The organism is Actinomadura sp. 7K507, assembly GCF_004348425.1.
GTDB lineage: Bacteria > Actinomycetota > Actinomycetes > Streptosporangiales > Streptosporangiaceae > Spirillospora.
Genome location: NZ_SMKK01000099.1, coordinates 1 through 24,162, shown reverse-complemented (window position 1 = coordinate 24,162; position 24,162 = coordinate 1). Strand labels below are relative to the sequence as shown.

Sequence of the window (24,162 nt, the reverse complement as noted above, 5' to 3'; positions counted from 1 at the left end):
ATGCGTGTCATAGCCGAGGGAGGTCCCCCTTGTACTGCTCCACCTGCGGTGATGAACGTGTGTTCGAGCAGCCGCCATGTCCGGACGGGCATGGCGAGGAGTGCCCGGAGCGAGCGTGCGTCGAGTGCGGAACGGCCATCCTCGTGGGTTCGCCGCCGCCCGCCCTCACCGCGGCTCCGGCGCCCGCGACCGTCACGGCGCGTGGCCGGACCGCCGGCCGCGCCGCTACCGTGCGGGCCGTGGCCTGAACGGCCCGGCCCCCGAAACGAAACCACCTGTGCTGTGCCTGCTTCCCCTCCACATCCCCTCAGCTCCGTCCGAGCCGCCGCCCACGGCGGCGCCCCGCACGGGCATCCCCGACCCGAGTCACACCCCCGCACCCAGGCCGGTACATCCATGAACCCACCTGCCTTCCAGCGGGCCCTCGACACGCTGCGCGAGATCCTCGACGGCCCGGTCCTCCGGCCGGAGCTCGATCTGGAGGACATGCCCGCGCCGCAGAGCCTGGCCCCGTACGCGGCGGCCATGTCCGGCAGCGTCTACCGCGACGACGACACCGAGGTCGCCATGGGGCGCCTCATCGTCCTGTACGACCCGGACGGCCGCAGCGGCTGGACGAACGGCTTCCGCGTCGTCGCCTACATACGCGCCGACCTCGAACCCGACATCGCCGCCGACGAGCTGATCGGCCCGGTCGCGTGGGACTGGCTGCTCGAAGCGCTGGAACCCGCCGGCTACGCGGGCGTTTCCGGGACGATCACCCGTGCGGTGTCGGAGAGCTTCGGCGACAAGCGCGACGAGCCGTCCACGACCGAGTTGGAACTGCGTGCCTCCTGGTCGCCGACCGGCGACGACCTCGCCGGTCACGTGACGGCCTGGTGCGAGGTGATGTGCACCACGGCGGGGCTGCCGCCGTCCGGTGTCGCCGCGCTGCCGAACGGTCCGGCCGGACCGGGCGGGGCGGGCGGCTGAGCGACGTACGGTAGGGACGTGAGCAGAGCGTCCGAAACCGAGGCAGCGGGGGAGAACGCGGAAGAAGTGCACCTTCCCCGCCGGCCCGTGCCCCCGAGGCCCCGGTCGGTCCGCCAACCCGAGGATGAAAAGGGTTCAGCAGGAGTGTCCGAAACGCGCGCCACCGGCTCCCAGCGGGAGGCCGGTGCGGAGAAGGCGGCCGCCGAAGGGCGACCAGGGACCGTCCCAGCGCAGACCGAGGCGGAGCCCGGCCCGGACGGCCCGGAGGCCGACACCGGTCCCCCGGCCGTCCCGCTGCTGGAACCGCGCGAGGGCGTCCCCGCCGTGGTCACCGACGCCGACGAGCTCGAACGTGTCATCGCGGCGTTCGCCGCCGGCAGCGGCCCCGTCGCGGTCGACGCCGAGCGGGCCTCCGGCTACCGGTACGGGCAGCGCGCCTACCTGGTCCAGATGCGCCGCGCCGGAGCCGGGACCGCGCTGATAGACCCGGTGTCCTGCCCCGACCTGTCCGCCCTCGGCGCCGCGCTCGCCGACACCGAGATGGTGCTGCACGCCGCCAACCAGGACCTGCCGTGCCTGTCGGAGGTCGGTCTCGTCCCGCGGCGGCTGTTCGACACCGAGCTGGCCGGCCGGCTGCTCGGCTACCCCCGCGTCGGGCTCGGCTCCATGGTCGAGAACGTGCTGGGCTTCGTCCTGGAGAAAGGGCATTCGGCCGCCGACTGGTCGACCCGTCCCCTCCCGGAGGACTGGCTGCGCTACGCCGCGCTGGACGTCGAACTCCTGGTCGAGCTGCGCGACGCGCTGCAGGAGGAGCTGGAGTCCGCGGGCAAGCTGGAGTGGGCGCTGGAGGAGTTCACCGCGATACTGGCGACGCCGCCCAAGCCGCCGCGTCCCGACCCGTGGCGCCGCACGTCCGGCATCCACCGCGTCCGGAACCGGCGGGCGCTCGCCTCCGTCCGCGAGGTGTGGGAGGCCCGCGACAAGATCGCCCGTGAGCGGGACCTGTCCCCCGGCCGGGTGCTGCAGGACGCCGCGATCATCGAGCTGGCGCAGAAGGCCCCCAAGACGCCCGCCGAACTGCTGGCGCTCCCCACGATGCGGGGACGCGGCGCCCGCCGGCACCAGTCGGCGTGGCTGCGCGCCGTCGCCCGCGCCCGCGAGCTTCCCGAGCGCAGGCTGCCGGAGTCCAACATCCCCGGCGACGGCCCGCCGCCCGCGCACCGCTGGGCGGACCGCGACCCCGAGGCCGCCAAGCGCCTCACCGCCGCCCGCGCCGTGATCGCCGCGCTCGCCGACGAGCATTCGATGCCGTCGGAGAACCTGATGCAGCCCGACTCCGTCCGCCGGCTGGCCTGGACACCGCCGGACGAACCTTCCACGTCCGCGATCGCGGTCGCACTCGCCGACCTCGGCGCCCGCCGGTGGCAGATCGAGCTGACCGCCCAGCCCATCGCCAGGGCGTTCCTCCGCCTGGAGATCAAAGAAGACCTGTGAGCCCGTGGGCGGGTCGCTCCGGGGAGTGCGTCGCCCACGGCCGGGAAGCGCGGGCCGGCGGGCGGCGGGCACATGTCAGCGTCCGCTGTAGAAGTCGGCGTACTCCTCGCGCAGAACCTTCTTGTCCAGCTTGCCGACGCTGGTCATGGGCAGATCGTCGACGACGATGATCTCGTCGGGCAGCTGCCACCTGGCGAACGTGGCGGCCAGGTGGGTCCTGAGCAGGCCGGGGTCGACGTCGTGGCCGGGTTCGGGCACGACCAGGGCCACGGGGCGTTCCTGCCACTTGGGGTGCGGGGCGCCGACCACGGCGGCCCGGCGGACGGTGGGGTGGCCCGCCAGCGCGTTCTCCAGGTCGATGGAGGAGATCCACTCCCCGCCGGACTTGATCACGTCCTTGAGCCGGTCGGTGATCTTCAGATATCCCTCGGTGGTGATCACCCCCATATCACCGCTGCGCCAGTAGCCGCGGTGGAACTTGTCCGCGTCGTCGGACTTCCAGTAGCTCTCGGTGATCCACGGACCCCGGATGCAGATCTCCCCCACCGACGTCCCGTCGTGGGGCAGGAACGATCCGCCGGCGCCCAGCAGCCGGATGTCCACTCCGGCCACCGGCAGCCCCTGGGAGCGCTTGAGGTCCCAGGACTCCCGCTCACCCAGCCGGCCCTCCAGGGAGGGCTTGGGCCGGTTGGAGGTGACCAGCGGGGTGGTCTCGGTGGCGCCGTACCCGTGGATGATCGAGGCGCCGGTCAGGTCGTGGTAGCCCTTGATCAGGCTCAGCGGCGGCTCGGTGGACCCTGAGATCATCCGCGCCCGGGACAGGTCCGGCGGCTCGGGCAGGGAGCGCAGGTACTCCAGCATCGGCGCGAAGATCGCCGGCGCCCCGTTGGTCACCGTGACCTCGTAGTCCACCATCGCGCGGGCCAGCACGCCGATCTCTTCGGCGGAGTAGCGTCCCGGCAGGACCACCCGCGCCCGCGCGTACACCGCCACCTGGGGCAGTCCCCAGCACTGGGCGTGGAACATCGGCGTCGTCAGCAGCACGTTGTCGTGATCGCCCACCGCCTGGTCGGCCGCCCACATCATGGTGTGCAGCACGATCCCCCGGTGGGAGTAGAACACCCCTTTGGGACGTCCCGTGGTGCCGGTGGTGTAGCACGCGCTGTAGGCCGAGGTCTCGTCGATCACCGGCCAGTCGAACTCCTCGTCCTGCCCGGCCAGCAGCGCCTCGTGGTCCAGGGGGTCCGGCAGCGAGGTGGTGATCTCCGGCAGCGGCCGGTCGCTCATCACCACCCAGTGCCGCACCTGCGGGCACCGTGCGGCCAGCTGCTCGGCCTGCGCCAGGAGCGACTCGTCGACGCACACCACCGTGGCGCCCGCGTGCTCCACCACGTACGCGAGGTCGTCGGCGGCCAGCCGCAGGTTCATCTGCAACATCACGGCGCCGGTACCGGGGATCGCCCAGTACAGCTCGAAGTGCCGCAGGTGGTTCCAGTCCAGCACCCCCACCACGTCGCCCGGCCCCACGCCGATGCCGCGCAACATGTGCGCCGTGCGCGCCACCCGGCGCCACGTCGCCGCGTAGGACGTGCTGCGCCACACGCCGGCCGCGTCCCGGAAAACGATCTCCTGCTCCGGATGGGTCACCACAGCCTGCCGGAACAGGTTCGTGGTGTTCAGCTGGTAACTGTCCCCGTGAGTCGACGGATGACCGGTCACGAACTCGGACAAGATGACACCTTTCTTGATGGACGGGCCGGAGCCGCGGGGCCGGTCACGCTCCCGGGTGGCTGATCGCGGCGCCCAGGTCGAGGCCCTGGAAATCGCCGGGCGCCGCGACCTCGGTGATCGCGTCGTCCCGGTCGTCGAACTCCAGCCGCAGCGCCCTGGTCATCGTGGCGTGCATGTCGTAGAGGCAGGTGATGTAGGTCAGTTCGAGAATCTCCTCGTCGGACAGTTCCGCGCGCAGCGCCTCGAAGACGGCCTCGTCGACACGGCCGCCTCCCATGACCAGCGCGTCGGTGTAGGCCAGCACGGCACGCTCCACCGGGGTGAACAGCTCCGAGACCTCCCAGGACCGGACCGCCTCGATCTTCTCGTCGCCGAGACCGAGCGAGCGCAGGGCCTTGCAGTGCTGGGAGTAGACGAACTGGCTGCCGCGCGCCCAGCCGGCCCGGGTCTGGCCCAGCTCGCGCAGCACCGGGTCCAGCATCCGGTCCGGGTTCCGGTAGAGGGAGAACCCGCTCACGGCGTGCCGGAAGACGTCGGGCACCAGCGCGAACACGGTCCACCAGTCACCTGGGGTACCCGTGGACGTGCCCGGCTCCTCGACCGGGTCGCGGTCGGGGAACAGGCGCTGGTACATCGCGAGGACGACCTCGTCCTGGACTTCGGAACGGCGGACCTGGCGCAGACGGGGCATCTCTATCTCCTGCCGTCGAGGGACCTATGAGTTCTCTTGATACCAGAAACGCACTCCTTGACAAGGGAAGGCGCTACAGCCAGAATACATTTCTGTCTTACAGAAAGAGGTTCCCGTGTTCGACTCGTCCGACGTCGTCGGCCACGTGCGCGACGGGATGCTGCCGGCGCACATCTACAACGACCCCGAGATCTTCGCCGCCGAGCGAGAGGCGGTCTTCTCGCGCTCCTGGGTCTTCCTGGCGCACGAGTCGGAGATCCCCCAGGTCGGCGACTACGTGGTCCGCCGCGTCATGGAGAACTCCTTCATCGTCAGCCGCGCCAACGATGGCACGGTGCACGCCATGTTCAACATGTGCCTGCACCGCGGCATGCAGGTGTGCCGCGCCGAGCAGGGCAACGCCTCGCACTTCCGCTGCCCCTACCACGGGTGGTCCTACCGCAACGACGGCCGCATCGTGGGCCTGCCCTTCCACCAGGAGGCCTACGGCGGCGAGGCCGGGTTCAACAAGCGCGGGCAGCGCCTCCTCCCCGCACCGGCGATGGACAGCATCAACGGACTGATCTTCGTCTCCCTGGACCCCCAGGCGCCCCCGCTGCGCGAGTTCCTCGGCGACTTCGCGTTCTATCTCGACTACTACACCCGGCAGAGCCCGAGCGGGGTCGAGGTGCTCGGACCCCAGCGGTGGCGGATCAAGGCCAACTGGAAGATCGGCGCGGAGAACTTCGCCGGGGACATGTACCACACCCCGCAGACCCACACGAGCGTCGTGGAGATCGGACTCTTCCGCGAACCGAAGGCCGAGAAGCGCAAGGACGGCACGACCTACTGGGCCACCAGCGGCGGGGGCACCACCTACAAGCTCCCGCCGGGGACGCTCGGGGAGCGCCTGCGCTACGTCGGCTACCCCGACGAGATGATCGACCGGATGAAGCAGGTGTGGTCGGCCGAGCAGCTCGACCTGATCGGCCGCGACGGGTTCATGGTCTCCGCGGCGTCGATCTTCCCGAACCTCAGCTTCGTCCACAACTGGCCCAGGGTGGCCGACTCCGACGACGTGCTCCCCTTCGTGTCCATGCGCCAGTGGCAGCCGATCAGCGAGAACGAGACCGAGGTGCTCTCCTGGTTCGTGGTCGACAAGGAGGCCCCGGAGGAGTTCAAGGCACTGTCCTACAAGGCCTACCTGATGTGCTTCGGCAGCAGCGGGATGTTCGAGCAGGACGACGTGGAGAACTGGGTCTCGCTGACGGCCACCGCCGCCGGCACCATGGCGCAGCGCCTCCTCCTCAACGGCCGCATGGGCATGCTGCCCGACGGTTCGGCCATCGCCCCGGCCCTGGGCGGCGACGAGTGGGCGGGGCCGGGCGAGTCCCGGATCGGGTACGGCGAGTACAACCAGCGCCACCTGATGAACCGCTGGGCCGACCTCATCGAGGCGGGCCCCGCCAAGGCGGCCAGCGTCACCGTGGGCGCCTCGGGACGGGAGGACGCCCGATGACCGCGCACATCCCCGTCACCTCCGCCGAGAGCCCCCTCGGCGCGCAGGCGACCACGGCCGCTCCGGTGGGCGACCCCCTCCCGTTCTCGGACCCCGCGCATCTGGCCGCCCACCAGTGGCTGGTCGAGGAGACCTACCTGCTGGACCGGCAGGAACTCGAGCGGTGGCTCGCCCGGATGACCGAGGACATCCACTACTTCATGCCGATCCGGGTGACGACCTCCCTGGGCACCGGCTACGACACCGCCCGGCGAATGGCGCACTTCGACGAGGACCTCTACTCCCTGGAGCGCCGGGTCGCCCGGCTGCGCACCGGGCACGCCTGGACCGAGGATCCGCCCTCACGGCTGCGCCATCACCTGTCCAACGTGCGCACCTTCGCCACCGACGTGCCCGGCGAGATCCTCGTGGAGTCGGCGGTACTGCTGTTCCGCAGCCGCGGCGACGTCAACGAGCCGTCCCTGCTCTCGGCGGGCCGCAGCGACGTGCTGCGGGACGTCGGCGGCGCCTGGCGGCTCGCCCGCCGCCACATCACGGTCGACGAGTCGGTGCTCCGTACCCAGAACCTGGCGGTCTTCCTATGAGCCTGCTCTGGGAAGGCGAACTCGAAGACCGGACCCGTGCCCGGGCGGCCGCGGAGGAGCTGGCGGCCCTGCGGTCGAGGCGGGTCGGCGAGTCCCTGACCTTGATCAACGAGTTCTCCGAGACCGAGGTGAGCCTCGTCCAGACCCGCAACGGCGTGCGCCTGCTGGTCGAGGCGCCCAAGTCCGGGCAGTGGGTCACCCTGGACCCGCTGGAGCTGGAGTCCCTCACCTGGCAGGGTCCCGCGACGTTCTCCGCGATGGTCGGCCGCCCGTTCTCCCCGCTGTTTCCCGATCAGGACGAAACAGGACACGACGGCACGGGCCACGACGACACCGGGGAGCCGGCCTCATGAGCGCCCCGATGCTGGACGGCCGGCGGGCGCTGGTGGTCGGCGCCGGGTCGGGCATCGGCCGCGCGGTGGCGGAGCGGTTCGTCGCCGAGGGCGCGGCGGTGGTGGCCGTGGAGCGCGACGAAGCCAAGTGCGAGGACCTGCGCGGGGCGGTCCCCGGCATCGGCGTCGTCCAGGGCGACGCCTGCGAGGCCGCGGTCAACCACGAAGCGGTGGGCCGGTGCCGGGATCTCCACGGCGGGCTGGACGTGCTCGTCCACTGCGTCGGGATCTTCGACTTCTACCGTCCCCTCGACGCCGTCGCCGAGGACGACTTCGACGACGCCTTCGACGAGATGTTCTCGGTCAACGTGCGAGCGGCCATGCACGGCGTCCGCGCCGCCCTGCCGGAGCTGCGGCGCAGTCGCGGGAGCGTCGTCCTGACGGAGTCGACCTCCGCCTACCGGCCGGGCCGGGGCGGCGCGCTCTACGTCTCCACCAAGTTCGCGATCCGCGGGCTGCGCATCGCGCTGGCCCACGACCTCGCCCCCGAGGTCCGCGTCAACAGCGTCGCCCCCGGAGGCACCGTCGGCACCCGGCTGGCCGGCGCGCGGTCCCTGGGGCTGGACCGGCAGAGCCTCGACGGTCCCGACCGCGCCGCCGAGATCGCCGCCCGGGTCCCTTTGCGGGTGGCCCTCTCCGGCGAGGACCACGCCTGGAGCTACCTGTTCCTGGCGTCCCCGATGTCGCGGGGGATGACGGGCACCGTGCTGCACAGCGACGGCGGCGCCGGAATCAAAGGCTGACAACGACACGAGAACCGGGAGTCCCGAGTGCCCATCCTGAAGGCGGACGTCGCGGCCTGCCAAGGCTACGCCAGCTGCGTCATCGCGGCCGACGACTACTTCGACATCGATGACGACGGCCTCGTCGTGCTGCTGGCCACCGAGGTCCCCGAGGCCGACCGCGAGCGCGTCGACCGCGCGGCCCGCGGCTGCCCGGCCGCGGCTCTCCGGCTCGAGGGGGCATGACCGGCGACCTGGTGATCGTCGGCGCCTCGGTGGCGGGGGTCACCCTGGCCCGGACCCTGCGTTCCCGCGGCTTCACCGGACGTATCCGCCTGGTCGACCGGGAGGCGGAGGAGCCCTACGACAAGCCGCCGCTCTCCAAGGGACGGCTGAAGGAGCCCACCCGGCTGCTCACCTTTCCGGAGGCGGAACAGCTCGGCCTGGAGCTGCTGCTCGGCGTCGAGGCGACCGGCTTGGACACCGGGGCCCGCCGCCTCGGCCTGTCCGATGGGAGCCGGCTCGACTACGGCGTGCTGGTGATCGCCACCGGGATGCGGGCGAGGTCGCCGGCTTGGAGCGGACCCGGCGTCCACGTGCTGCGGACGCTGGCCGACGCGCGCGCGCTGCACGCCGACCTCGCCCGTGGTGGTGACCTCGTGGTGGTGGGCGCCGGCTTCATCGGGGCAGAGGCCGCCGGCGCCGCGATCTCCCACGGATGCCGCGTCACGCTGGTGGATCCGCTGCCCACCCCTCCTGCCCGGGTCGTCGGCCGGCGCTTGGGCGAACGCATCCTCACCTGGCACGACCGGGCGGGCGTGAACCTGAGGCTGGGCAGGGTCGTCGAGGCCCTGGACCGTCACGCTGACGGGATCAGGGTCCGGCTCGACGACGGGGAGGTGCTCCGCGCCGATCACGTGCTGGTGGGGATCGGAGCAGAGGTCGACGTGGAATGGCTGGCCGGGTCGGGCCTGCACCTGGAGGACGGCATCGCCTGTGACCGGCATGGCCGCGCCCTAGGGGCCGACCACGTCTTCGCCGTCGGCGACATCGCCGGCTGGGCTACCGCGGACGGAGGGGCCGGCCGGCGGATCGAGCACTGGAACTCCGCCCAGGAGCAGGCCAGGTGCGTCGCGGCGACCCTGCTCGACCCGGAGCACCCGCAGGCCCCCTGCGAGGTGCCCATGGTGTGGAGCGATCAGCACGGCCGCACCATCCAGGTGCTCGGTGCCGTGGATCCCGACGTCGAGCCACGGGTGGTGGAGGACGGGGACCGCCTGCTCGCCCTGTGGGACGCCGGCGGACGCGTGGTCGGCGCGGTCTCGCTGGGGTGGCCGCGTGGCGCCCTGGCCTCCCGCCGGGCCATCGCGAGCGGCGCCCTGACGACCGAAGTCCTCGATGCCATAGCCCCCTGACAGTCCGACATGGAGTCACGTTGCCCGACCACATCACCGACATCACCCAGCTCTACGCGCGCTACAGCCTCTCCATCGACGCCCGGGACGTCGAGGCCCTCCTCGGCTGCTTCACCGGCGACGGCCGCATGGAGATCACCGGCGGGCCCGCCTTCGCCGGCGCCGAGGCACTCGCCAAGCTGGTCGCGGCCCGCACGGCGGAGTCGCCGCGCCACGAGAACAGCAACGTCCTCGTCGACCTGGCCGACGACGAGAACGCCACGGGACGGGCCTACTTCGTGCTCCGGGGCGCCGACGGGCAGCCGGCCGGCGCCGGGGACTACCTCGACCGGCTGGTCCGCACCGAGGCGGGCTGGCGCTTCGCGGCGCGGCAGATCACGTTCGCCTGGCGCGCCTGACGCGAGCCTCGTTCGGGGCGCCGCGGCCCCGGCTTCGGAGAACGCGCTGGACACACGGCTTCTCCAACTTGCAGAGCCCCTCTCTTCTCTTTCTGTTTAGTCTGGTCTAATCTTTGTGAGCCGTGTCACCGAGACGCGGATCCTCGAGCAAGAAAGACACGAACCCCATGCTCAAGAAGCCCTTGACCGCAGTGGCGGTCGCCTCTCTGCTGACCCTCACCGCATGTGGCAGCGGCTCGGGATCCGGCGGTGCCGAGACCGGCGCCGACGGCGTCGCCATGGGCCCCGGCGTCACCGACGACGAGATCAGCGTGACCGTCATCAGCGACTTCTCCGGTCCGATCGCCCAGGGCGGCATCGCCGGCTCCCTCGGCGTCGAAGCCAAGATGGACCAGATCAACCGCGACGGCGGTGTCTGCGGACGCAAGGTCGTGGTCGACAAGCGCGACACCAAGTACGACCCGCAGATCACCACCCAGCAGTACCGCGCCGCGGCGCCCAAGAACCTGATGGTGGCCCAGTTCGTGGGCACCGCCGGCCTGAACGCCGTCCAGTCCAGCATCAAGCGGGACAACATGCCCACGCTCTCGGCGTCCATCAACACCCAGACCCTCGACCTCCCCAACGTCTACGTCGCCATGCCGCCCTTCGAGGTCGAGCTCATCAACGGCCTGACCTGGGCCGCCGAGCAGGCCGGCGCCTCGGCCAGCAAGACCGTCAACGTCGGGTTCGTGACGTCGGCCGACGAGACCGGCGAGGTCTACCTCGACGCCCTCAACCACGCGGCGGAGGCCACGGAGGGCCTGAAGGTCGTCGCCAAGCCGACCTACACCAACGCCGACACCGACTTCACTGCCCAGATCAACAGCCTCAAGGACGCCGGAGCCGAGATCGTCATGCTGGGCGTCACCCCCGCCCAGACCGCCGGCATCATCGGCCAGTCGGCCCAGTTCGGCTTCAAGCCGACCTTCGTGTCCTCCTCCGGCGCCTGGTCGTCCAGCCTCGGGAAGCCCCTGAAGGGCCTGCTGGACAACTACTTCGTCTCCGGCGGCTACGGCACCCTCAACGACGACAACGCCGGCATCAAGGCACTGACCAAGGCCCGCGAGGCCTACGCCCCCGACGCCAAGCCGGACAACTTCGAAGTCGGCGGCTGGATCAACGGAACGGTGGTCGTGGAGGCGCTGACCAAGGCCTGCAAGGCCAAGGACCTCACCCGCGACGGCGTCAAGAAGGCGATGACCGACCTCAAGGTCCCCTTCGACGACATCCTTCCTCCCATCGACCTCGGTGACGGCGACTCGATCGTGAGCTTCCAGTCCCGCATCAACAAGATCGGCGAGGACGGCGTCCAGGTGCCGGTCGCCAGCTTCTTCGAGTCCGAGGCCGCCAAGTCCTGGGACGAGTCCAGGGGCAAGTGACGACCCGGGGTGCGGGGGCTCGACCGGGCCCCCGCACCCCGGCTCCCCTTCCCACCATCCCGACCCAGGATCTCCAGATGACCCTCTTCCTCCAGCTCGGCTTCCAGGGCATCGCCCTGGGCCTGGTCTACGGGCTGATCGCGCTCGGGTTCGTGATCATGTTCAAGGGCTCGCACACCTTCAACTTCGCGCACGGCGAGTTCGTCGCGATCGGCGCCTACCTCGTCCTGATCCTGATGCCCCGGATGCCCTACCCGCTGGCCTTCGTCGGGGCCGTGGCGGTCACCATCGGCCTCGCGCTGCTGGTCGAGCGAATGCTGATCCGCGGCCTGATCGGACGTTCGGTGACCGTCGTGGTGCTCGCCACCCTCGGCATCTCGACCATGCTGCACAACGCCATCCTGATGGTGTGGGGCGTCGGCAGCCACGACTCGGTGGGGCCGGTCGGCTCCGGCACCACCAAGGTGGGGTCGGTCGTGCTGCCCAACAGCGCCCTGGCCACCGTGGCCGTGTCGGTCATCGTCCTGGCCGCCGTCGCCTTCTTCTTCCAGCGGACCCGCCACGGGCTGGCGCTGCGCGCGACCGCCAGCAGCCAGGAGGCCGCCCTGGCCCAGGGCATCGACGTGGGGCGCATGTTCGCGCTCTCCTGGGCCCTGGCGGCGTTCCTCGCGGTGACCGCGGCGATCTTTCTCGCCTCGTTCCCCCGCGTGGTCTCCCCCAGCATCGGCGACCTCGCGCTCATCGCGATCCCGGCGATCGTCATCGGAGGCATGGACTCCCTGATGGGAGCCGTGGTCGGTGGCCTGGCCGTGGGGCTCACCCAGGTCCTGGGCTCCAACTACCTCAGCGACATCGGCGGGGGCCGCCTGCACGACGTGCTGCCGTACGTCCTCATGCTCCTGGTCCTGCTGGTCCGGCCCTACGGACTGTTCGGCAGTCGAAGCATCGAAAGGGTCTGAGCCGTGTCAGTTCTCACCAGCCCTCCGGCCCCCCACGACGCCGCGATTCCCGGGCCGCGCCCGCACGGCCTGTTCACCCGCGGACGGATGGGCGTCTGCCTGTGGATCGCCGCCATGATCGTGCTGCCGCTGGTCGTGCGCTCCGAACTGTGGCTCGGCATCGGCATCCTCACGCTGATCGCCGCCGTCGCCGCCCTCGGCATGCAGGTGATCACCGGGCTCGCCGGCCAGATCTCGCTGGGCCACGCCTTCTTCATGGCCATCGGCGCCTACAGCTCGGCCTGGCTCGGCGCCGACAAGGGCCTGCCCTGGTGGCTCTGGCTGCCGGCGGCCGGCCTCGCGGCCGCCGCCGCGGGCGCCCTGGTCGCGCCCATCGCCGTCCGCATCCGCGGCCTCTACCTGGCCGTCGCCACCCTCGCCCTGATCTTCATCGGCCTCTACGTGTGGGAGACGTGGACGGAGCTGAGCGGCGGGGTGAACGGGCGTCCGGCGGCACCGGTCCTCTTCGGCGACCAGGACCTCAGCCTGGGCGTCATGGCCGGGGACCGGATGATCCTCGACTCCTTCCAGGCCTGGTGGTACTTCGCGCTGGCGATCCTGCTGGTGGTCATGCTGCTCACCTACAACCTCAAGCGCTCGCGACTCGGCCGCGCCTTCATGGCCGTGCGGGACAAGGACGTGGCGGCCGCGGTGGTGGGCGTCCCGGTGACCCGGACCAAGACGATCGCCTTCGTCATCTCGTCCTTCTTCGCCGGCATCTCCGGTGCCCTGCTGGTTTCCTACATGGGCTACTTCACCCCCGGCCAGTGGCACCTGATGCTCTCGGTCGACTTCATCGCCATGATCGTAATCGGCGGTATGGGCACGGTCTCCGGGGCCCTGCTGGGGGCCCTGTTCGTGCGGGCGATGCCCGAGGTCGTGAACCAGGCCTCGGGCTTCCTGCCCTTCGTCCGCAAGGGGGTGAGCACCGACGGCGGCATCACGGCACCGCTGCTGTCCGGATTCCTCTACGGGTTGGTGATCGTGCTGATCCTGCTCTTCGAGCCCAACGGGATCCGGGCGCTCGCGCTCCGGGCCTGGCGGCGCCTGCGCGCACCCCTGGGCGGCTCACGCGAAAGGCGGAAGACTTCATGAGCGGCAACGCCTCGAACGCGTCCGGCGGCCCTCCGGCCCTGCAGACCACGGCCATCAGCGCGAGCTACGGCGCCGCCGAGAACGCCGTGACCGACCTGACCCTGCGGGTGTCCCAGGGGCAGGTCGTCAGCCTGCTCGGCCCCAACGGGGCGGGCAAGAGCACCTCGATGCGGGCGATCTCGGGCCTGCTCGGGCTGCACCGCGGACGCCTCACCAGCGGGCGGGTGGAACTCTTCGGCAAGGACATGACCGGGGCGCGCGCGTCGCGGCGCGTCCGCGCCGGGCTCGCGCAGTGCCTGGAGGGCAGGATGGTCTTCCCGGGCCTCACCGTCGCCGAGAACCTCACCACCGGAGGGCACGTCCGCCGCTACCGCGGCGCCGCGCTCACCGCGGCCCGCGACGAGGTGCTGGCGCTGCTGCCGCGCCTGCGCGACCTGCTGGACCGCAAGGCGGGCTACCTGTCCGGCGGCGAGCAGCAGATGCTGGCGATCGCGCGGGCCCTGATGTCCCGGCCGAAGCTGCTGCTCATGGACGAGCCCAGCCTCGGGCTCGCGCCCCAGCTCGTCGAGCAGGTCCGGGACATCATCGTGTCCATCAACGAGCAGGGCACCTCGATCCTGCTCGTCGAGCAGAACGCACGCATGGCCCTGTCGATCTCCGGCTACGCCTACCTCCTTGAGGGCGGAAGGGTCTACGCGGAGGGCACCCCCGCGGAACTGGAGCAGGACAACGACATCGCGGCGGCCTACCTCGGTGTCGGCACGGCACCCGCCGCCCCCCGAGGAGACGACTCATGAGCCCCGCGCTGCTCGAGGTCGAGGACCTCACCCTGTCGTTCGCGGGAGTCCGCGCGCTCGACGGGGTCACCTTCACCATCGACGAGGGCGAGTTCTTCGCCGTGATCGGCCCCAACGGCGCCGGCAAGTCCACGCTGTTCAACTGCATCTCGGGGATCTACCGCCCGCAGGCGGGGAGCATCAGGTTCGACGGCAAGGAGCTCCTGGGCCGCCCTCCCCACCGGATCGCGCACGCCGGGATCGCCCGCACGTTCCAGAACGTCGACGTCTTCCCGGCCATGACCGTGCAGGAATGCCTGCTCCTGGCCCGGCACCAGCACCTCCGCTCCGGGCCGGTGGCCAGCATGGTCCGATGGGGGCGCAGCGCCCGTGAGGAGCGCGCGGCGCTGCGGCAGGTCACCGAGGTGGCCGACCGCCTCGGACTCGGCGGCCTGCTGCAGCACACGGTCGGCCCGCTGCCCCACGGCGTGCAGAAGCGGGTCGAGCTCGCGCGCTCGCTGTGCATGGAGCCCCGGCTGCTGCTGCTCGACGAGCCGGTGGCGGGGATGAACCACGAGGAGACCGCCGAGATGGCGGCGACCCTGAGCGAGGTCAACTCCGACCTGGGCATCACGATGCTCCTGGTCGAACACGACATGTCGATGGTGATGGGCATCTCGAGCCGGGTCTGCGTGCTCGACTTCGGACGCCGCATCGCCCTCGACGTCCCGGCCGGCGTCGTCCGCGACGAGGCCGTCATCAACGCCTACCTGGGAGGGGCACTGTGAGCACGGCGGACATCACCGGCTGCGGAATCGCCGGAAGCCTGCGCGAGCGTTCGTGGAACGGGCTGCCGCTGGAGGTGACGGTCCGATGACCACCCGCACCTTCATCTCCCGCCCCTCCGCCGGCGCCCCGCGGGCAGGTGCCGGCGGGCATCCCTGCCAGGGCCTCTACCACGCGCCGGAGGGCGATCGCCCGAAGACCGCGTTGATCGCCACCCACTACCAGATCGACTTCGCCGAGCACTATCTCGCCGACCTGATGGCCGAGCGGGGCATCGGCTTCCTGGGATGGAACACCCGGTTCCGCGGCTACGAGTGGAACTTCCGGCTCGACCAGGCACTGGTGGACATCGGCGTCGGCGTGCGCTGGCTCCGCGAGGAGGCCGGGATCGACTCGGTCATCCTGCTGGGCAACTCGGGGGGCGGCTCCCTGATGGCCGCGTACCAGGCCCAGGCCGTCGACCCGGCCCTGCGGCCCCCGGTCGGCCACAAACCCGTCCCGGGCGTGGACGAGCTGCCCGCCGCCGACGGCTACGTGTCCCTGGCGGCGCACCTGGGCCGTCCCGACGTCCTCACCGCCTGGATGGACGCCGCGGTCGTCGACGAGTTCGACCCCGTGGCCACCGACCCCTCCCTCGACCTGTTCAACCCGCGGAACGGCCCGCCGTACAGCCCGGAGTTCATCGAGCGCTACCGGCAGGCGCAGGTCGACCGCAACCACCGGATCACCGCCTGGGCCAAGGCGGAGCTGGCCCGGCTCACCGAGGCCGGCTACTACGACCGACACTTCACCGTGCCCCGGACCTGGGCCGACCCGAGGATGGTCGACCCCACGCTGGAGCCCACCGACCGGAAACCGAACAGCTGCTACCGTGGGCCCGTCGAGGCCGCCAACCGGGGCGACCGCGGTATCGCCGGGGAGACGACCGTGCGCAACTGGCTCAACATGTGGAGCCTGAGCGAGTCGCCCTGCCGCGGTGAGGGCAACCTGACCAAGATCACGGTCCCGGCACTGGTCATGAACCCGACCGGGGACACCGGTGTCTTCCCCAGCGACGCCGACCGGATCGCCGATGCCCTCGCCAGCGAGGACAAGACCCGTCACGACCACCCCGGGGACCACTACTTCCTGGAGCCCGCGGGTGCCCGTGACTCGGTCGCCGACACGATCGCCGACTGGATCGTCACGCGCTTCGGGGGCGGGAGCGGGCGATGACGGCGTCCGCGGCGATCCATGGCGCTCGGGGCCAGCACTGGGTCGCGCACCTGGCCCGGCATGCCCACGTCCGGCCCGAGGTGACCGCGCTGCGGTGCGGTGCGGTCTCCCACACGTGGCGGCGGCTCGCGGACCGGGTGCTGCGGTTCAGCCGCTCGCTCGCGCGCCTGGGCGTCGGCGAAGGCGACCGGGTCGCCTTCGTGATGGGCAACGGGATCGAGTACGTCGAGTCGCTCCTGGCGGTCAGTGCCGCCGGCGCGATCGGGGTGCCGGTGAATCCCCGGCTGGCCACCGGTGAGGTGGCCTTCATCCTCCGCGACTGCGGCGCCTCCCTGGTGCTCACCGATGCCGCGTACCACCGGCTGGCCGCCGGCGCGGCCAAGGACGACGGCATCCGCGTGGTGGACGTCTCCGCACAGGCGGGACCGGCCCATGCGGGCCTGCTCGACGGCCCCGCAGCGAGTTCGCCCGCCGACGAACTCGCGGCGATCGGCCTGGACGAGGCCGCGCCGGCGCTGATCATGTACACCTCCGGCACGACCGGACGCCCCAAGGGCGCGGTGCTCACCCACCGGAACCTGCTCGCCCAGAGCCAGACCAACCTGGTCGCCTTCCGCTTCGAGATGTACGACGAGGTCTACCTCTGCGCCTCGCCGCTCTTCCACATCGGCGCCATCGGAGGGCTGGCTCCCGCCCTGCTCGTCGGCGCCTCGGTGGTCGTGACGCCCACCGGCGCGTTCGACGCCGGCGAGCACCTCGACGTGATGGCCGAGCACCGGGTCACCTCCGTCTTCCTGGTGCCCGCCCAATGGCAGGCACTCGTGACCGAGCAGCGCCGGCGGCCCCGTGACCTGTCCCGGCTGCGCGTCGCCGCGTGGGGGGCCGCCCCGGCCTCCGACACGCTCCTGCGCGAGATGGCCGAGGTCTTCGGCGGCGCGGACATGCTCGCCCTCTTCGGCCAGACCGAGATGTCACCGGTCACCTGCGTCCTGGAGGGCAAGGACGCCCGCCGGAAGCTGGGCTCGGTGGGGCGGCCGGCGCCGGGTGTGGCGGTGCGCGTGGTCGACACCGAGATGAACGACGTCCCCGCCGGGGAGATCGGCGAGATCGTCTACCGGGGGCCGGGCCTGATGTCGGGCTACTGGAACCTGCCCGACGCGACCGCCGAGGCCTTCGCCGGGGGCTGGTTCCACTCCGGTGACCTGGTCCGGGTCGACGACGAAGGGTTCGTCCACGTCGTCGACCGGCTCAAGGACATGGTCATCACCGGCGGCGAGAACGTCTACTGTGCCGAGGTGGAGAACGTGCTCGCCTCACACCCGGACATCGCCGAGGTGGCGGTGGTCGGCCGGCCGCATCCACGATGGGGCGAGACGCCGGTCGCGGTGGTCTCGCCGGTCCCCGGGCGGCCGGCGCCGTTGCTCGAGGAGCTGCGCGAGCACGCCCGGCGCGAGCTGGCGGCGTACAAGCTGCCGACCGGCGTCGAGACGGTCGAGCGGCTCCCCCGCAACGCTTCAGGGAAAGTGCTCAAGTTCGAACTGCGAGATGGAAGGCTCGATGACAGCGTCCGCGGATAAGATCCGCTGGGTGGACAGCTCCTCCCCCGCTCAGCCTCGCAAGCCGCAGTATCCGATCGAGTCGGTCGACAACGCGCTGCGCATCCTGCTCCTGCTGGGCGAGCGCAAGAGCCTTCGCCTCACCGAGGTGAGCGAGTACCTCTCGGTGGCGTCGTCCACCGCGCACCGGGTGCTGGCGATGCTGCAGTACCGGGGGTTCGTCCGCCAGTCGAGCAGCTCACGGGCCTACGAGCCGGGTCCCGCGCTCACCGAGATCGCCTTCTCGGTGCTGCGGCAGATCGACGTCCGCGAACAGGTCCGCCCGATGCTGGAGGAACTCTCCGAGCACTACGACGAGACCGTCCACCTCGCCCGCCTCGACGGCTCGCTGGTGTCCTTCGTCGACGCCGTGGAGAGCGGGCGGGCGGTGCGGGTCGTATCGCGCATGGGCAAGACCCTCCCGGCCCATGCCTCGGCCTCGGGCAAGGTGCTGCTGTCGCTGCTGCCGGACGAGGCCGTCGTCGCGCTCTACCCGCGGGAGGAACTGGAGGCGCTGACCCCCCATTCCCTGTGCACCCGGACCGCGCTCCTGGAGGATCTGGACCGCATCCGCAAGCGGGGCTACGCCACCGGGTTGCAGGAGAGCGAGGACGGGGTCATCGCGGTGGCCGTGCCGCTCGGCACCCATGCCGGGGCCCGCTACGCGGTGAGCATCTCGGCGCCCAGCCACCGCCGGCAGGATTTCGCCGAGGTGGCCGTGGCCGAGAACCTGCTGCGCTTCGCCGAGCAGTGCCGGAGCTTCTTCTCCTGAGCGGGGCCGCGGGTTACGGGACGCCCCCGGCGGACGGGACCCCCGCAGCGGTCATCGGCGCGAGGTTGACGTCGTCCTCGTTCAGCTCACGCGTCCAGGCGGCGAACTCCAGCAGCACCCCGTCCGGGTCGAAGAAGTACATCGAGCGGACGTAGACGCCCTCGTGGTACTTCTCCGCCACACCGCGCGGGCTGTCGTCGTGCTCCAGGACGGGGCCGGTCCGGACGCCCTTGGCGTCCAGCTTGGCCTTGTACTCCTCGAACCTGTCGAGCGGGATCTTGAACGCGACGTGGTTCATGGAGCCGTGGGCCGTGGCGATGTCGCCGAGGCCCGGCAGTTCCGCGGCGGAGGCGACGCCGGGGGCCCGCTTGGGCGCCTTCGGGAACCAGAAGAAGGCCAGGAACTGCTCACCGCCCATGTCGAAGAAGAAGTGCTGCCCGCCGTTGGGCATCTGGATCGTCTTGCTCAGCTTCATGCCGAGGACGTTGGTGTAGAAGTCGACGGTGCGCTCCATGTCCTCGCAGACGAGTGCGAGGTGACAGAGCCCCTGGAGTTCGAACTCGGAGTTGCTGCCCATCGTGATCCTCCTTCAAGTGACCCACTGGCGAGTGACCCACCGGCACCGTAACAGAAAGTGTTTCTGGTCACCAGATTTTTACTCAAAAGGTCTGGACTATTGAGTCGAGACGCTACGCCCGTCCCCGCTCCCTGTCGACCCCGTCAGCCGCGGCCGCGCTCCAGGTCAACGGCGTACTCGAACCGCTCGGCGGGGTGCATCGAGACCGTGATCTCGAAGGGGTGCCCGGCACGGTCCAGGTAGCGCCGCGTCATCTGCAGCACGGGCGAACCGGCGGTGGTGCGCAGCAGGTCGACCATGGCGTCCGGCACCGTCGCCGCCCGGATCCGCTGCTCGATGGTGTGCACGGTGCGGCCCGTCGTCTGCTCGACCATGTCCGAGATCAACCGCTTGGGGTCCAGCACCCGGTCCCCCACCGCATCGGCGATGTCGGGCTCGAGGTAGACGTCGGTACAGCACAGCGGCCAGCCGTCGTCGGCCGGGTCGATGCGCAGCATCCGGATCTTGGTCCAGCGCTGCCCCGGGCGGCAGCCCAGGACCCGGGCGTCGACCTCGTCGACCACCACATCGGCGATCGAGAGCACCTGGCGGTCGGTCTCCACGGAGTACTGCGTCAGGTCGTCCACCGAATGCAGGGAACGGGCGAAGACCGGCTGCGACTTGAGGCGCTCGACGCGGGTACCGCGCCGGGGCCGGCGGGAGACGAGTCCCAACTCCTCCACGATGTCGAGCGCGGCCCTGATCGTGCCCCGGCTCACGTCGAACTCCGCCGCCAGGTCCACTTCGGGCGCGAACTTCCCGCCGATCGGCCATCGTCCCGACTGGATCTGCCGGACCAGCTCCTCGGCGACTTCCTCGTAACGCCTCATTGCCCTCTCCCGCCCTCGGGTCCACTGTCCGCAGGGGCTAGGACATTGTGGCCCGTGGCACCCGGGTAGAGTGCCACGCTGGCGGGCGACCGCATCCGTCCTGGGAAACTCTCATTAGACTAGACAATTCGATTGGTCTAGTCTATACGCTAGAGGCCATGCGCATCATCGACGTCCGCGAGGTCGCGGTCCCTCTCCACGGGAACATCACCAACTCCGTGGTGAACTTCGCCGAGCACACCGTCTCCCTGGTGGCCGTGCAGACCGACGTGCGCCGGAACGGGCGTCCGCTCACCGGCATCGCCTTCAACTCGATCGGACGCCATGCCCAAGGGGGCATCCTGCGCGACCGGATGATCCCGCGGCTGCTGGCCGCCGACCCCGGCGCCCTGCTCGACCCGTCGACCGGGCTGCTCTCCCCCGCCCGCGTGCTCGAATGCGCCATGCGGGACGAGAAGCCCGGCGGCCACGGCGACCGCGCCGCGGCGGCCGGCGCCGTCGAGCTCGCGGTGTGGGACCTGCTGGCCAAGCACCACGACGAGCCGGCCCATGCCGCCATCGCGCGGGCCTTCGACCGCCGGCCCATGACCACTGGCGTGCCGGTCTACGCCGCGGGAGGCTACTACCACCCCGGCGACTCCCTCGACCGGCTCCGCGACGAGCTCGCCGGTTACGCGGACGAGGGCTACCCCACGGTCAAGATCAAGATCGGTGGCCTGCCGCTCCCCGAGGACCTCGCCCGGGTCGAGGCGGCCGTCGAGGTGATGGGCGGCGGGGCCGGGGTGGCCGTCGACGCCAACGCACGCTTCGACCGGGCCCAGGCCCTGGCCTACGCCGAGGCTCTGGCGGGTCTCGGCCTGCGCTGGTACGAAGAGGCGACCGACCCGCTCGACTACGCGCTGCACAGGGAACTGACCGAGGCCTATCCAGGGGCCATCGCCACCGGCGAGAACCTCTTCTCCGTCCAGGACGTGCGCAACCTGCTCGCCTACGGCGGAGTACGGCCCGACCGGGACATCTTCCAGATGGACGCCGGGCTCAGCTACGGGCTGACCGAGTACGCCCGCATGATCGAGGCCATGGAATCGTGCGGTGTCGACCGATCCCAGGCGTTCCCGCACGGCGGGCACCTGATCAACCTGCACGTCGTGATCGGACTGGGGCTGGGCGGCTGCGAGGCCTATCCCGGGGTCTTCGAGCCCTTCGGCGGCTACAGCCCGGACTGCCGGCTCTCCGACGGCCTGATCCACCCCGGCCAGGCGCCCGGGTTCGGCCTGGAGGCCAAGCCGGGCCTCGGTGACGAGATCACCAACCTCCTCAAGGAACTGGACTCATGAGGATCTCCGTCGTCGGCTGTGGAGCCATGGGCTCGGTGTACGCGGCGCGCCTGAGCCGCGCGGGCCACGAGGTGTCGGTGGTCGACCCGTGGCAGGCCCACGTGGAGGCCATCGCCCGCGACGGCCTGCACGTCACCGGGCCCGACGGGGAGTTCCGCGCCGCGGTCGCGGCCCACACCACCGCCCCCGACGATCCCGTCGACCTCGTGGTACTCGCCGTCAAGGCCGCCGACGTACCCGGGGCCGCGGCGGGACTCGCACCGCTACAGCACCCGGAGACCACCGTCCTGACCATCCAGAACGGCCTCGGCTCGGCCGATGTCGTCGCCGACGCGGTGGGCGCCGGACGCCTGGCCATCGGCATCGCCAGCGGCTTCGGCGCCGGCCTGCGGGGGCCGGGCCGCGCGCACCACAACGCGATGCGCGCCCTGAGGTTCGGCGCCCACAGCTCCCTGCCCCCCGAACGTGTCGAAGAGGTGGCGGCGGCCTGGCGAACGGCCGGGTTCGACGCGGAGGCCGTGGACGACGTCATCGCGATGCAATGGGAGAAGCTCATCTGCAACGTCGCCTACAGTGCTCCCTGCGCCCTGACCGGACTGACCGTGGGCGAGGTCCGTGACCATCCCGAGCTGTCCCTGACGAGCCAGGCCGCGGCGACCGAGGCGTGGGAGACCGCCCGGTGGCGCGGGGTGGCCGTCGACGTCCCGGACCCCGTGGAACTGGTACGCGAGTTCGCCTCCCGGATGCCCGGCGCCAAGCCGTCGGCACTGCTGGACCACGAGGCCCGCCGCACCAGCGAGATCGACGTGATCAACGGTGCGGTCCCGCGGGAGGCGGCGAAGGTGGGCCGCACCGCACCGGTGAACCAGGCGCTGACCGCCCTCGCCCGCCACCGCGAGACCGCCTGGCGACGCACCCCCTAGAGATCCGGCCCCCTAGAGATCCGGCAGGGGGTCCTCGGGCAGGCTGGCACGGTCGAAGATCTCGGCGTCGGCGGCGTTGACGACCGCGATGTACTCGTCGTCCACCTCGAACACCGCCCCGGCGAACTCGAACGAGGCCCCCGCGCCGGTCTCCACCGGCCCGACCCGGGTACCGCGGGGATAGCTGCCCCACACGGTCTTCGGCTTGCTGCCGCGCGCCGAGCCGGTGGAGATCACCGCGAGCTGGTCGTCGGTGATGACGAAGACGAAGCCCGCCCCGCCGCCGAAGGACGACGCGGGGAAGATGTAGCGGATCTCTCCGTCGATCCCGAGGAACTCCCGGCAGCGTTCGCGCAGCGGGCGTGGCACCGGCATGGCTGTTGAGGCACCTCCGAGGCGGGACGTCGTCTGCCGTCCCAATCATGCCCCGGTCCGGCGGAGCGTCGCCAGGGTCAGACGGCCGCGAGGGCCGTGGTCGGCGGCAGCCGCGCCGCGCGCATCGCCGGATACAGGCCCGCGGCCGTCCCGATCGCCAGCGTGGCGGCGAGCGCGCCGCCGAGGGCCCATCCGGGCACGACCGGCGGCCAGCCCTTCCACAGCGCGAACCCGGCCGTCACCGCCGCGCCGAGCACCACCCCCGCGGCGCCGCCGAACGCCGACAGCAGCAGCGACTCGGCGAGGAACTGCAGCCGCACCTGCCCGCGCGTCGCCCCCAGCGACCGGCGCAGCCCGATCTCGCGGCGCCGCTCCAGCACCGAGATGACCATGGTGTTGGCGACACCGACCCCGCCGACCAGCAGCGCGACCGCGCCGAGCCCGAGCAGCAGCCCGGTGAACGCACCGTCCGCCGCGGCCCTGGCCTCCAGGGCGTCCGAGGGGCGGCTGACCTCGACCTCCTCGGGATGCTCGGGGTTGACCGTCCGGGCGAGGACGTTCCGGACGTCGCCGACCGAGGCGTCCGTGGACCGCTCGTAGATCGTCGTCGGATGCCCGTCGAACCCCAGATACCGCCCCGCGGCGTCCCAGCCGACGAGGGCCGAGCGGTCGATCTCGGGCGCCAGCTCGGCCGGCCGCAGGACCCCGAGCACGGTGAACCACCGCCCACCGCTCGGTCCGCCGATCCACACCTGCCCGCCCACCCGATCCAGGCCGAGCCGCTCGGCCGCCTCCGAGCCGAGCACGACCCCCGGGTAGCGGGCCGTCCCCGCGTGGAGCCACCGGCCCCGCGCCGTCTCCACCTCGAGCGTGCCCAGCAGCTCGATCGTGGCCGCCTGCACCGCGATACCGTGCGTGACCTCCTCGGGGATCCGGTCGGTGCGGCGGACGGTCGCGTCCACCGCCCCGGTCGCGCCGACCGCCGTGACGGGCCCGATCCTGCGGACCATCTCCGGCGCCGTCCCGGGCAGCTCGGCCTTCGAACCGAAGAGGGTGTCGCCGGGCTTGGCCGTCAGCAGGTTCGTGCCGAGCCGGTCGAGCCGCCGCAGCAGATCCTCCTTGCCGGACGACGAGATCCCGATGACCGCGACCATGGTGGCGATCCCGATGGCGATGCCGAGCGCCGACAGCACGACCCTGGCCGGACGCGCCCGCAACCCGCTGAAGCCGACACGCAGCACATCGCCCGCGCCGAGCCGCGCGGGCACCGGTTCGTTCTTCACCGTCCGCCGCCCCCCGCCCGCTCGTCGGCCACGATCAGGCCGTCCCGCAGCCGCACCCGGCGCGGCACCCCGGCCGCGACCTCCGGATCATGCGTGATGACCGCGACGGTGGTACCGGAGGCGTTCAGCTCCCGCAGCAGATCCAGCACCTCGGCGCCCGCGTTCGAGTCGAGATTGCCGGTCGGCTCGTCGGCCAGCAGCAGATCCGGCTCCCCCACCACGGCCCGGGCGACCGCGACCCGC

At 71.4% G+C, this 24,162-nt stretch carries 25 protein-coding genes and 1 pseudogene; 19 read left to right on the top strand and 7 right to left on the bottom strand.

Annotation, left to right across the window (positions count from 1 at the left end; all coding sequences use genetic code 11):
* Window positions 1-396 precede the first annotated feature (396 nt).
* Complete coding sequence (locus E1285_RS22610) at window positions 397-972, top strand: DUF3000 domain-containing protein (protein ID WP_132155218.1); 576 nt, start codon at window positions 397-399, stop codon at window positions 970-972.
* Window positions 973-1,266: 294 nt separating this feature from the next.
* Entirely contained in the window at window positions 1,267-2,466 is a 1,200-nt protein-coding gene (locus tag E1285_RS22605; protein ID WP_243722976.1) for a ribonuclease D, read from the top strand.
* A 75-nt stretch (window positions 2,467-2,541) separates the two neighbouring features.
* On the opposite strand, the gene E1285_RS22600 is transcribed toward E1285_RS22605, so the two are convergent.
* Window positions 2,542-4,197: a long-chain-fatty-acid--CoA ligase gene (locus E1285_RS22600; RefSeq protein WP_243722974.1), complete on the bottom strand. Its 1,656-nt coding sequence runs from the start codon at window positions 4,195-4,197 to the stop codon at window positions 2,542-2,544.
* Between the two features lie 43 nt (window positions 4,198-4,240).
* The gene (locus E1285_RS22595; protein WP_132155212.1) at window positions 4,241-4,888 is read right to left on the bottom strand and encodes a carboxymuconolactone decarboxylase family protein; all 648 of its coding nucleotides are present in this window, start codon (window positions 4,886-4,888) and stop codon (window positions 4,241-4,243) included.
* 115 nt (window positions 4,889-5,003) lie between these two features.
* Here E1285_RS22595 and E1285_RS22590 point away from each other — a divergent pair, with 115 nt between their 5' ends.
* The 15 genes from E1285_RS22590 (at window position 5,004) to E1285_RS22520 (ending at window position 18,555) form a co-directional block, all read left to right on the top strand.
* Window positions 5,004-6,386 (top strand): aromatic ring-hydroxylating dioxygenase subunit alpha, encoded by a 1,383-nt coding sequence (locus E1285_RS22590; RefSeq protein ID WP_243722973.1) that lies wholly within the window; start codon window positions 5,004-5,006, stop codon window positions 6,384-6,386.
* Window positions 6,383-6,970 (top strand): 3-phenylpropionate/cinnamic acid dioxygenase subunit beta, encoded by a 588-nt coding sequence (locus E1285_RS22585; protein WP_132155210.1) that lies wholly within the window; start codon window positions 6,383-6,385, stop codon window positions 6,968-6,970. Before E1285_RS22590 ends, E1285_RS22585 begins: the two co-directional genes overlap by 4 nt.
* Window positions 6,967-7,323 (top strand): hypothetical protein, encoded by a 357-nt coding sequence (locus E1285_RS22580; RefSeq protein ID WP_132155208.1) that lies wholly within the window; start codon window positions 6,967-6,969, stop codon window positions 7,321-7,323. The genes E1285_RS22585 and E1285_RS22580 overlap by 4 nt, the downstream gene beginning before the upstream one ends.
* Window positions 7,320-8,105, top strand: a complete 786-nt coding sequence (locus E1285_RS22575) for an SDR family oxidoreductase (protein ID WP_243722972.1) — start codon at window positions 7,320-7,322, stop codon at window positions 8,103-8,105. Before E1285_RS22580 ends, E1285_RS22575 begins: the two co-directional genes overlap by 4 nt.
* 27 nt (window positions 8,106-8,132) lie before the next feature.
* Window positions 8,133-8,330 (top strand): ferredoxin, encoded by a 198-nt coding sequence (locus E1285_RS22570; RefSeq protein WP_132155206.1) that lies wholly within the window; start codon window positions 8,133-8,135, stop codon window positions 8,328-8,330.
* Window positions 8,327-9,499 carry an FAD-dependent oxidoreductase gene (locus E1285_RS22565; RefSeq protein WP_132155204.1) on the top strand — a complete coding sequence of 391 codons (1,173 nt, stop codon included), beginning with the start codon at window positions 8,327-8,329 and terminating at the stop codon, window positions 9,497-9,499. Before E1285_RS22570 ends, E1285_RS22565 begins: the two co-directional genes overlap by 4 nt.
* Window positions 9,500-9,519: 20 nt before the next feature.
* The gene (locus E1285_RS22560; protein WP_165966707.1) at window positions 9,520-9,897 is read left to right on the top strand and encodes a nuclear transport factor 2 family protein; all 378 of its coding nucleotides are present in this window, start codon (window positions 9,520-9,522) and stop codon (window positions 9,895-9,897) included.
* A 191-nt stretch (window positions 9,898-10,088) separates the two neighbouring features.
* A complete protein-coding gene (locus E1285_RS22555) occupies window positions 10,089-11,318 on the top strand; it encodes an ABC transporter substrate-binding protein (RefSeq protein WP_243722975.1) in 1,230 nt (409 codons plus the stop codon).
* A gap of 77 nt (window positions 11,319-11,395) precedes the next feature.
* Window positions 11,396-12,277: a branched-chain amino acid ABC transporter permease gene (locus E1285_RS22550; protein ID WP_132155198.1), complete on the top strand. Its 882-nt coding sequence runs from the start codon at window positions 11,396-11,398 to the stop codon at window positions 12,275-12,277.
* Between the two features lie 3 nt (window positions 12,278-12,280).
* Complete coding sequence (locus E1285_RS22545; RefSeq protein WP_132155196.1) at window positions 12,281-13,411, top strand: branched-chain amino acid ABC transporter permease; 1,131 nt, start codon at window positions 12,281-12,283, stop codon at window positions 13,409-13,411.
* On the top strand, window positions 13,408-14,208 hold the full coding sequence (locus E1285_RS22540) for an ABC transporter ATP-binding protein (protein ID WP_132155194.1): 801 nt from the start codon (window positions 13,408-13,410) through the stop codon (window positions 14,206-14,208). Before E1285_RS22545 ends, E1285_RS22540 begins: the two co-directional genes overlap by 4 nt.
* Window positions 14,205-14,975 carry an ABC transporter ATP-binding protein gene (locus E1285_RS22535; protein ID WP_132155192.1) on the top strand — a complete coding sequence of 257 codons (771 nt, stop codon included), beginning with the start codon at window positions 14,205-14,207 and terminating at the stop codon, window positions 14,973-14,975. Before E1285_RS22540 ends, E1285_RS22535 begins: the two co-directional genes overlap by 4 nt.
* An 85-nt stretch (window positions 14,976-15,060) precedes the next feature.
* Entirely contained in the window at window positions 15,061-16,188 is a 1,128-nt protein-coding gene (locus E1285_RS22530) for an alpha/beta hydrolase (protein WP_132155190.1), read from the top strand.
* Window positions 16,185-17,765, top strand: a complete 1,581-nt coding sequence (locus E1285_RS22525; RefSeq protein WP_132155188.1) for an AMP-binding protein — start codon at window positions 16,185-16,187, stop codon at window positions 17,763-17,765. Before E1285_RS22530 ends, E1285_RS22525 begins: the two co-directional genes overlap by 4 nt.
* A 10-nt stretch (window positions 17,766-17,775) precedes the next feature.
* On the top strand, window positions 17,776-18,555 hold the full coding sequence (locus E1285_RS22520; protein ID WP_165966705.1) for an IclR family transcriptional regulator: 780 nt from the start codon (window positions 17,776-17,778) through the stop codon (window positions 18,553-18,555).
* Between the two features lie 13 nt (window positions 18,556-18,568).
* On the opposite strand, the gene E1285_RS22515 is transcribed toward E1285_RS22520, so the two are convergent.
* Complete coding sequence (locus tag E1285_RS22515) at window positions 18,569-19,132, bottom strand: VOC family protein (RefSeq protein ID WP_132155184.1); 564 nt, start codon at window positions 19,130-19,132, stop codon at window positions 18,569-18,571.
* Between the two features lie 143 nt (window positions 19,133-19,275).
* Window positions 19,276-20,001 (bottom strand): GntR family transcriptional regulator, encoded by a 726-nt coding sequence (locus tag E1285_RS22510; protein WP_132155182.1) that lies wholly within the window; start codon window positions 19,999-20,001, stop codon window positions 19,276-19,278.
* 158 nt (window positions 20,002-20,159) lie between these two features.
* Here E1285_RS22510 and E1285_RS22505 point away from each other — a divergent pair, with 158 nt between their 5' ends.
* The gene (locus tag E1285_RS22505; RefSeq protein WP_132155180.1) at window positions 20,160-21,338 is read left to right on the top strand and encodes an enolase C-terminal domain-like protein; all 1,179 of its coding nucleotides are present in this window, start codon (window positions 20,160-20,162) and stop codon (window positions 21,336-21,338) included.
* A complete protein-coding gene (locus E1285_RS22500) occupies window positions 21,335-22,261 on the top strand; it encodes a 2-dehydropantoate 2-reductase (protein WP_132155178.1) in 927 nt (308 codons plus the stop codon). Before E1285_RS22505 ends, E1285_RS22500 begins: the two co-directional genes overlap by 4 nt.
* Before the next feature lie 12 nt (window positions 22,262-22,273).
* On the opposite strand, the gene E1285_RS22495 is transcribed toward E1285_RS22500, so the two are convergent.
* The 3 genes and pseudogenes from E1285_RS22495 to E1285_RS22485 form a co-directional block, all read right to left on the bottom strand.
* A complete protein-coding gene (locus tag E1285_RS22495; RefSeq protein WP_132155176.1) occupies window positions 22,274-22,636 on the bottom strand; it encodes a hypothetical protein in 363 nt (120 codons plus the stop codon).
* Between the two features lie 77 nt (window positions 22,637-22,713).
* Complete coding sequence (locus E1285_RS22490; protein ID WP_132155174.1) at window positions 22,714-23,919, bottom strand: ABC transporter permease; 1,206 nt, start codon at window positions 23,917-23,919, stop codon at window positions 22,714-22,716.
* Window positions 23,916-24,162, bottom strand: a pseudogene (locus E1285_RS22485) (ABC transporter ATP-binding protein); the annotation flags it as partial. The gene E1285_RS22490 and the pseudogene E1285_RS22485, both read right to left, overlap by 4 nt.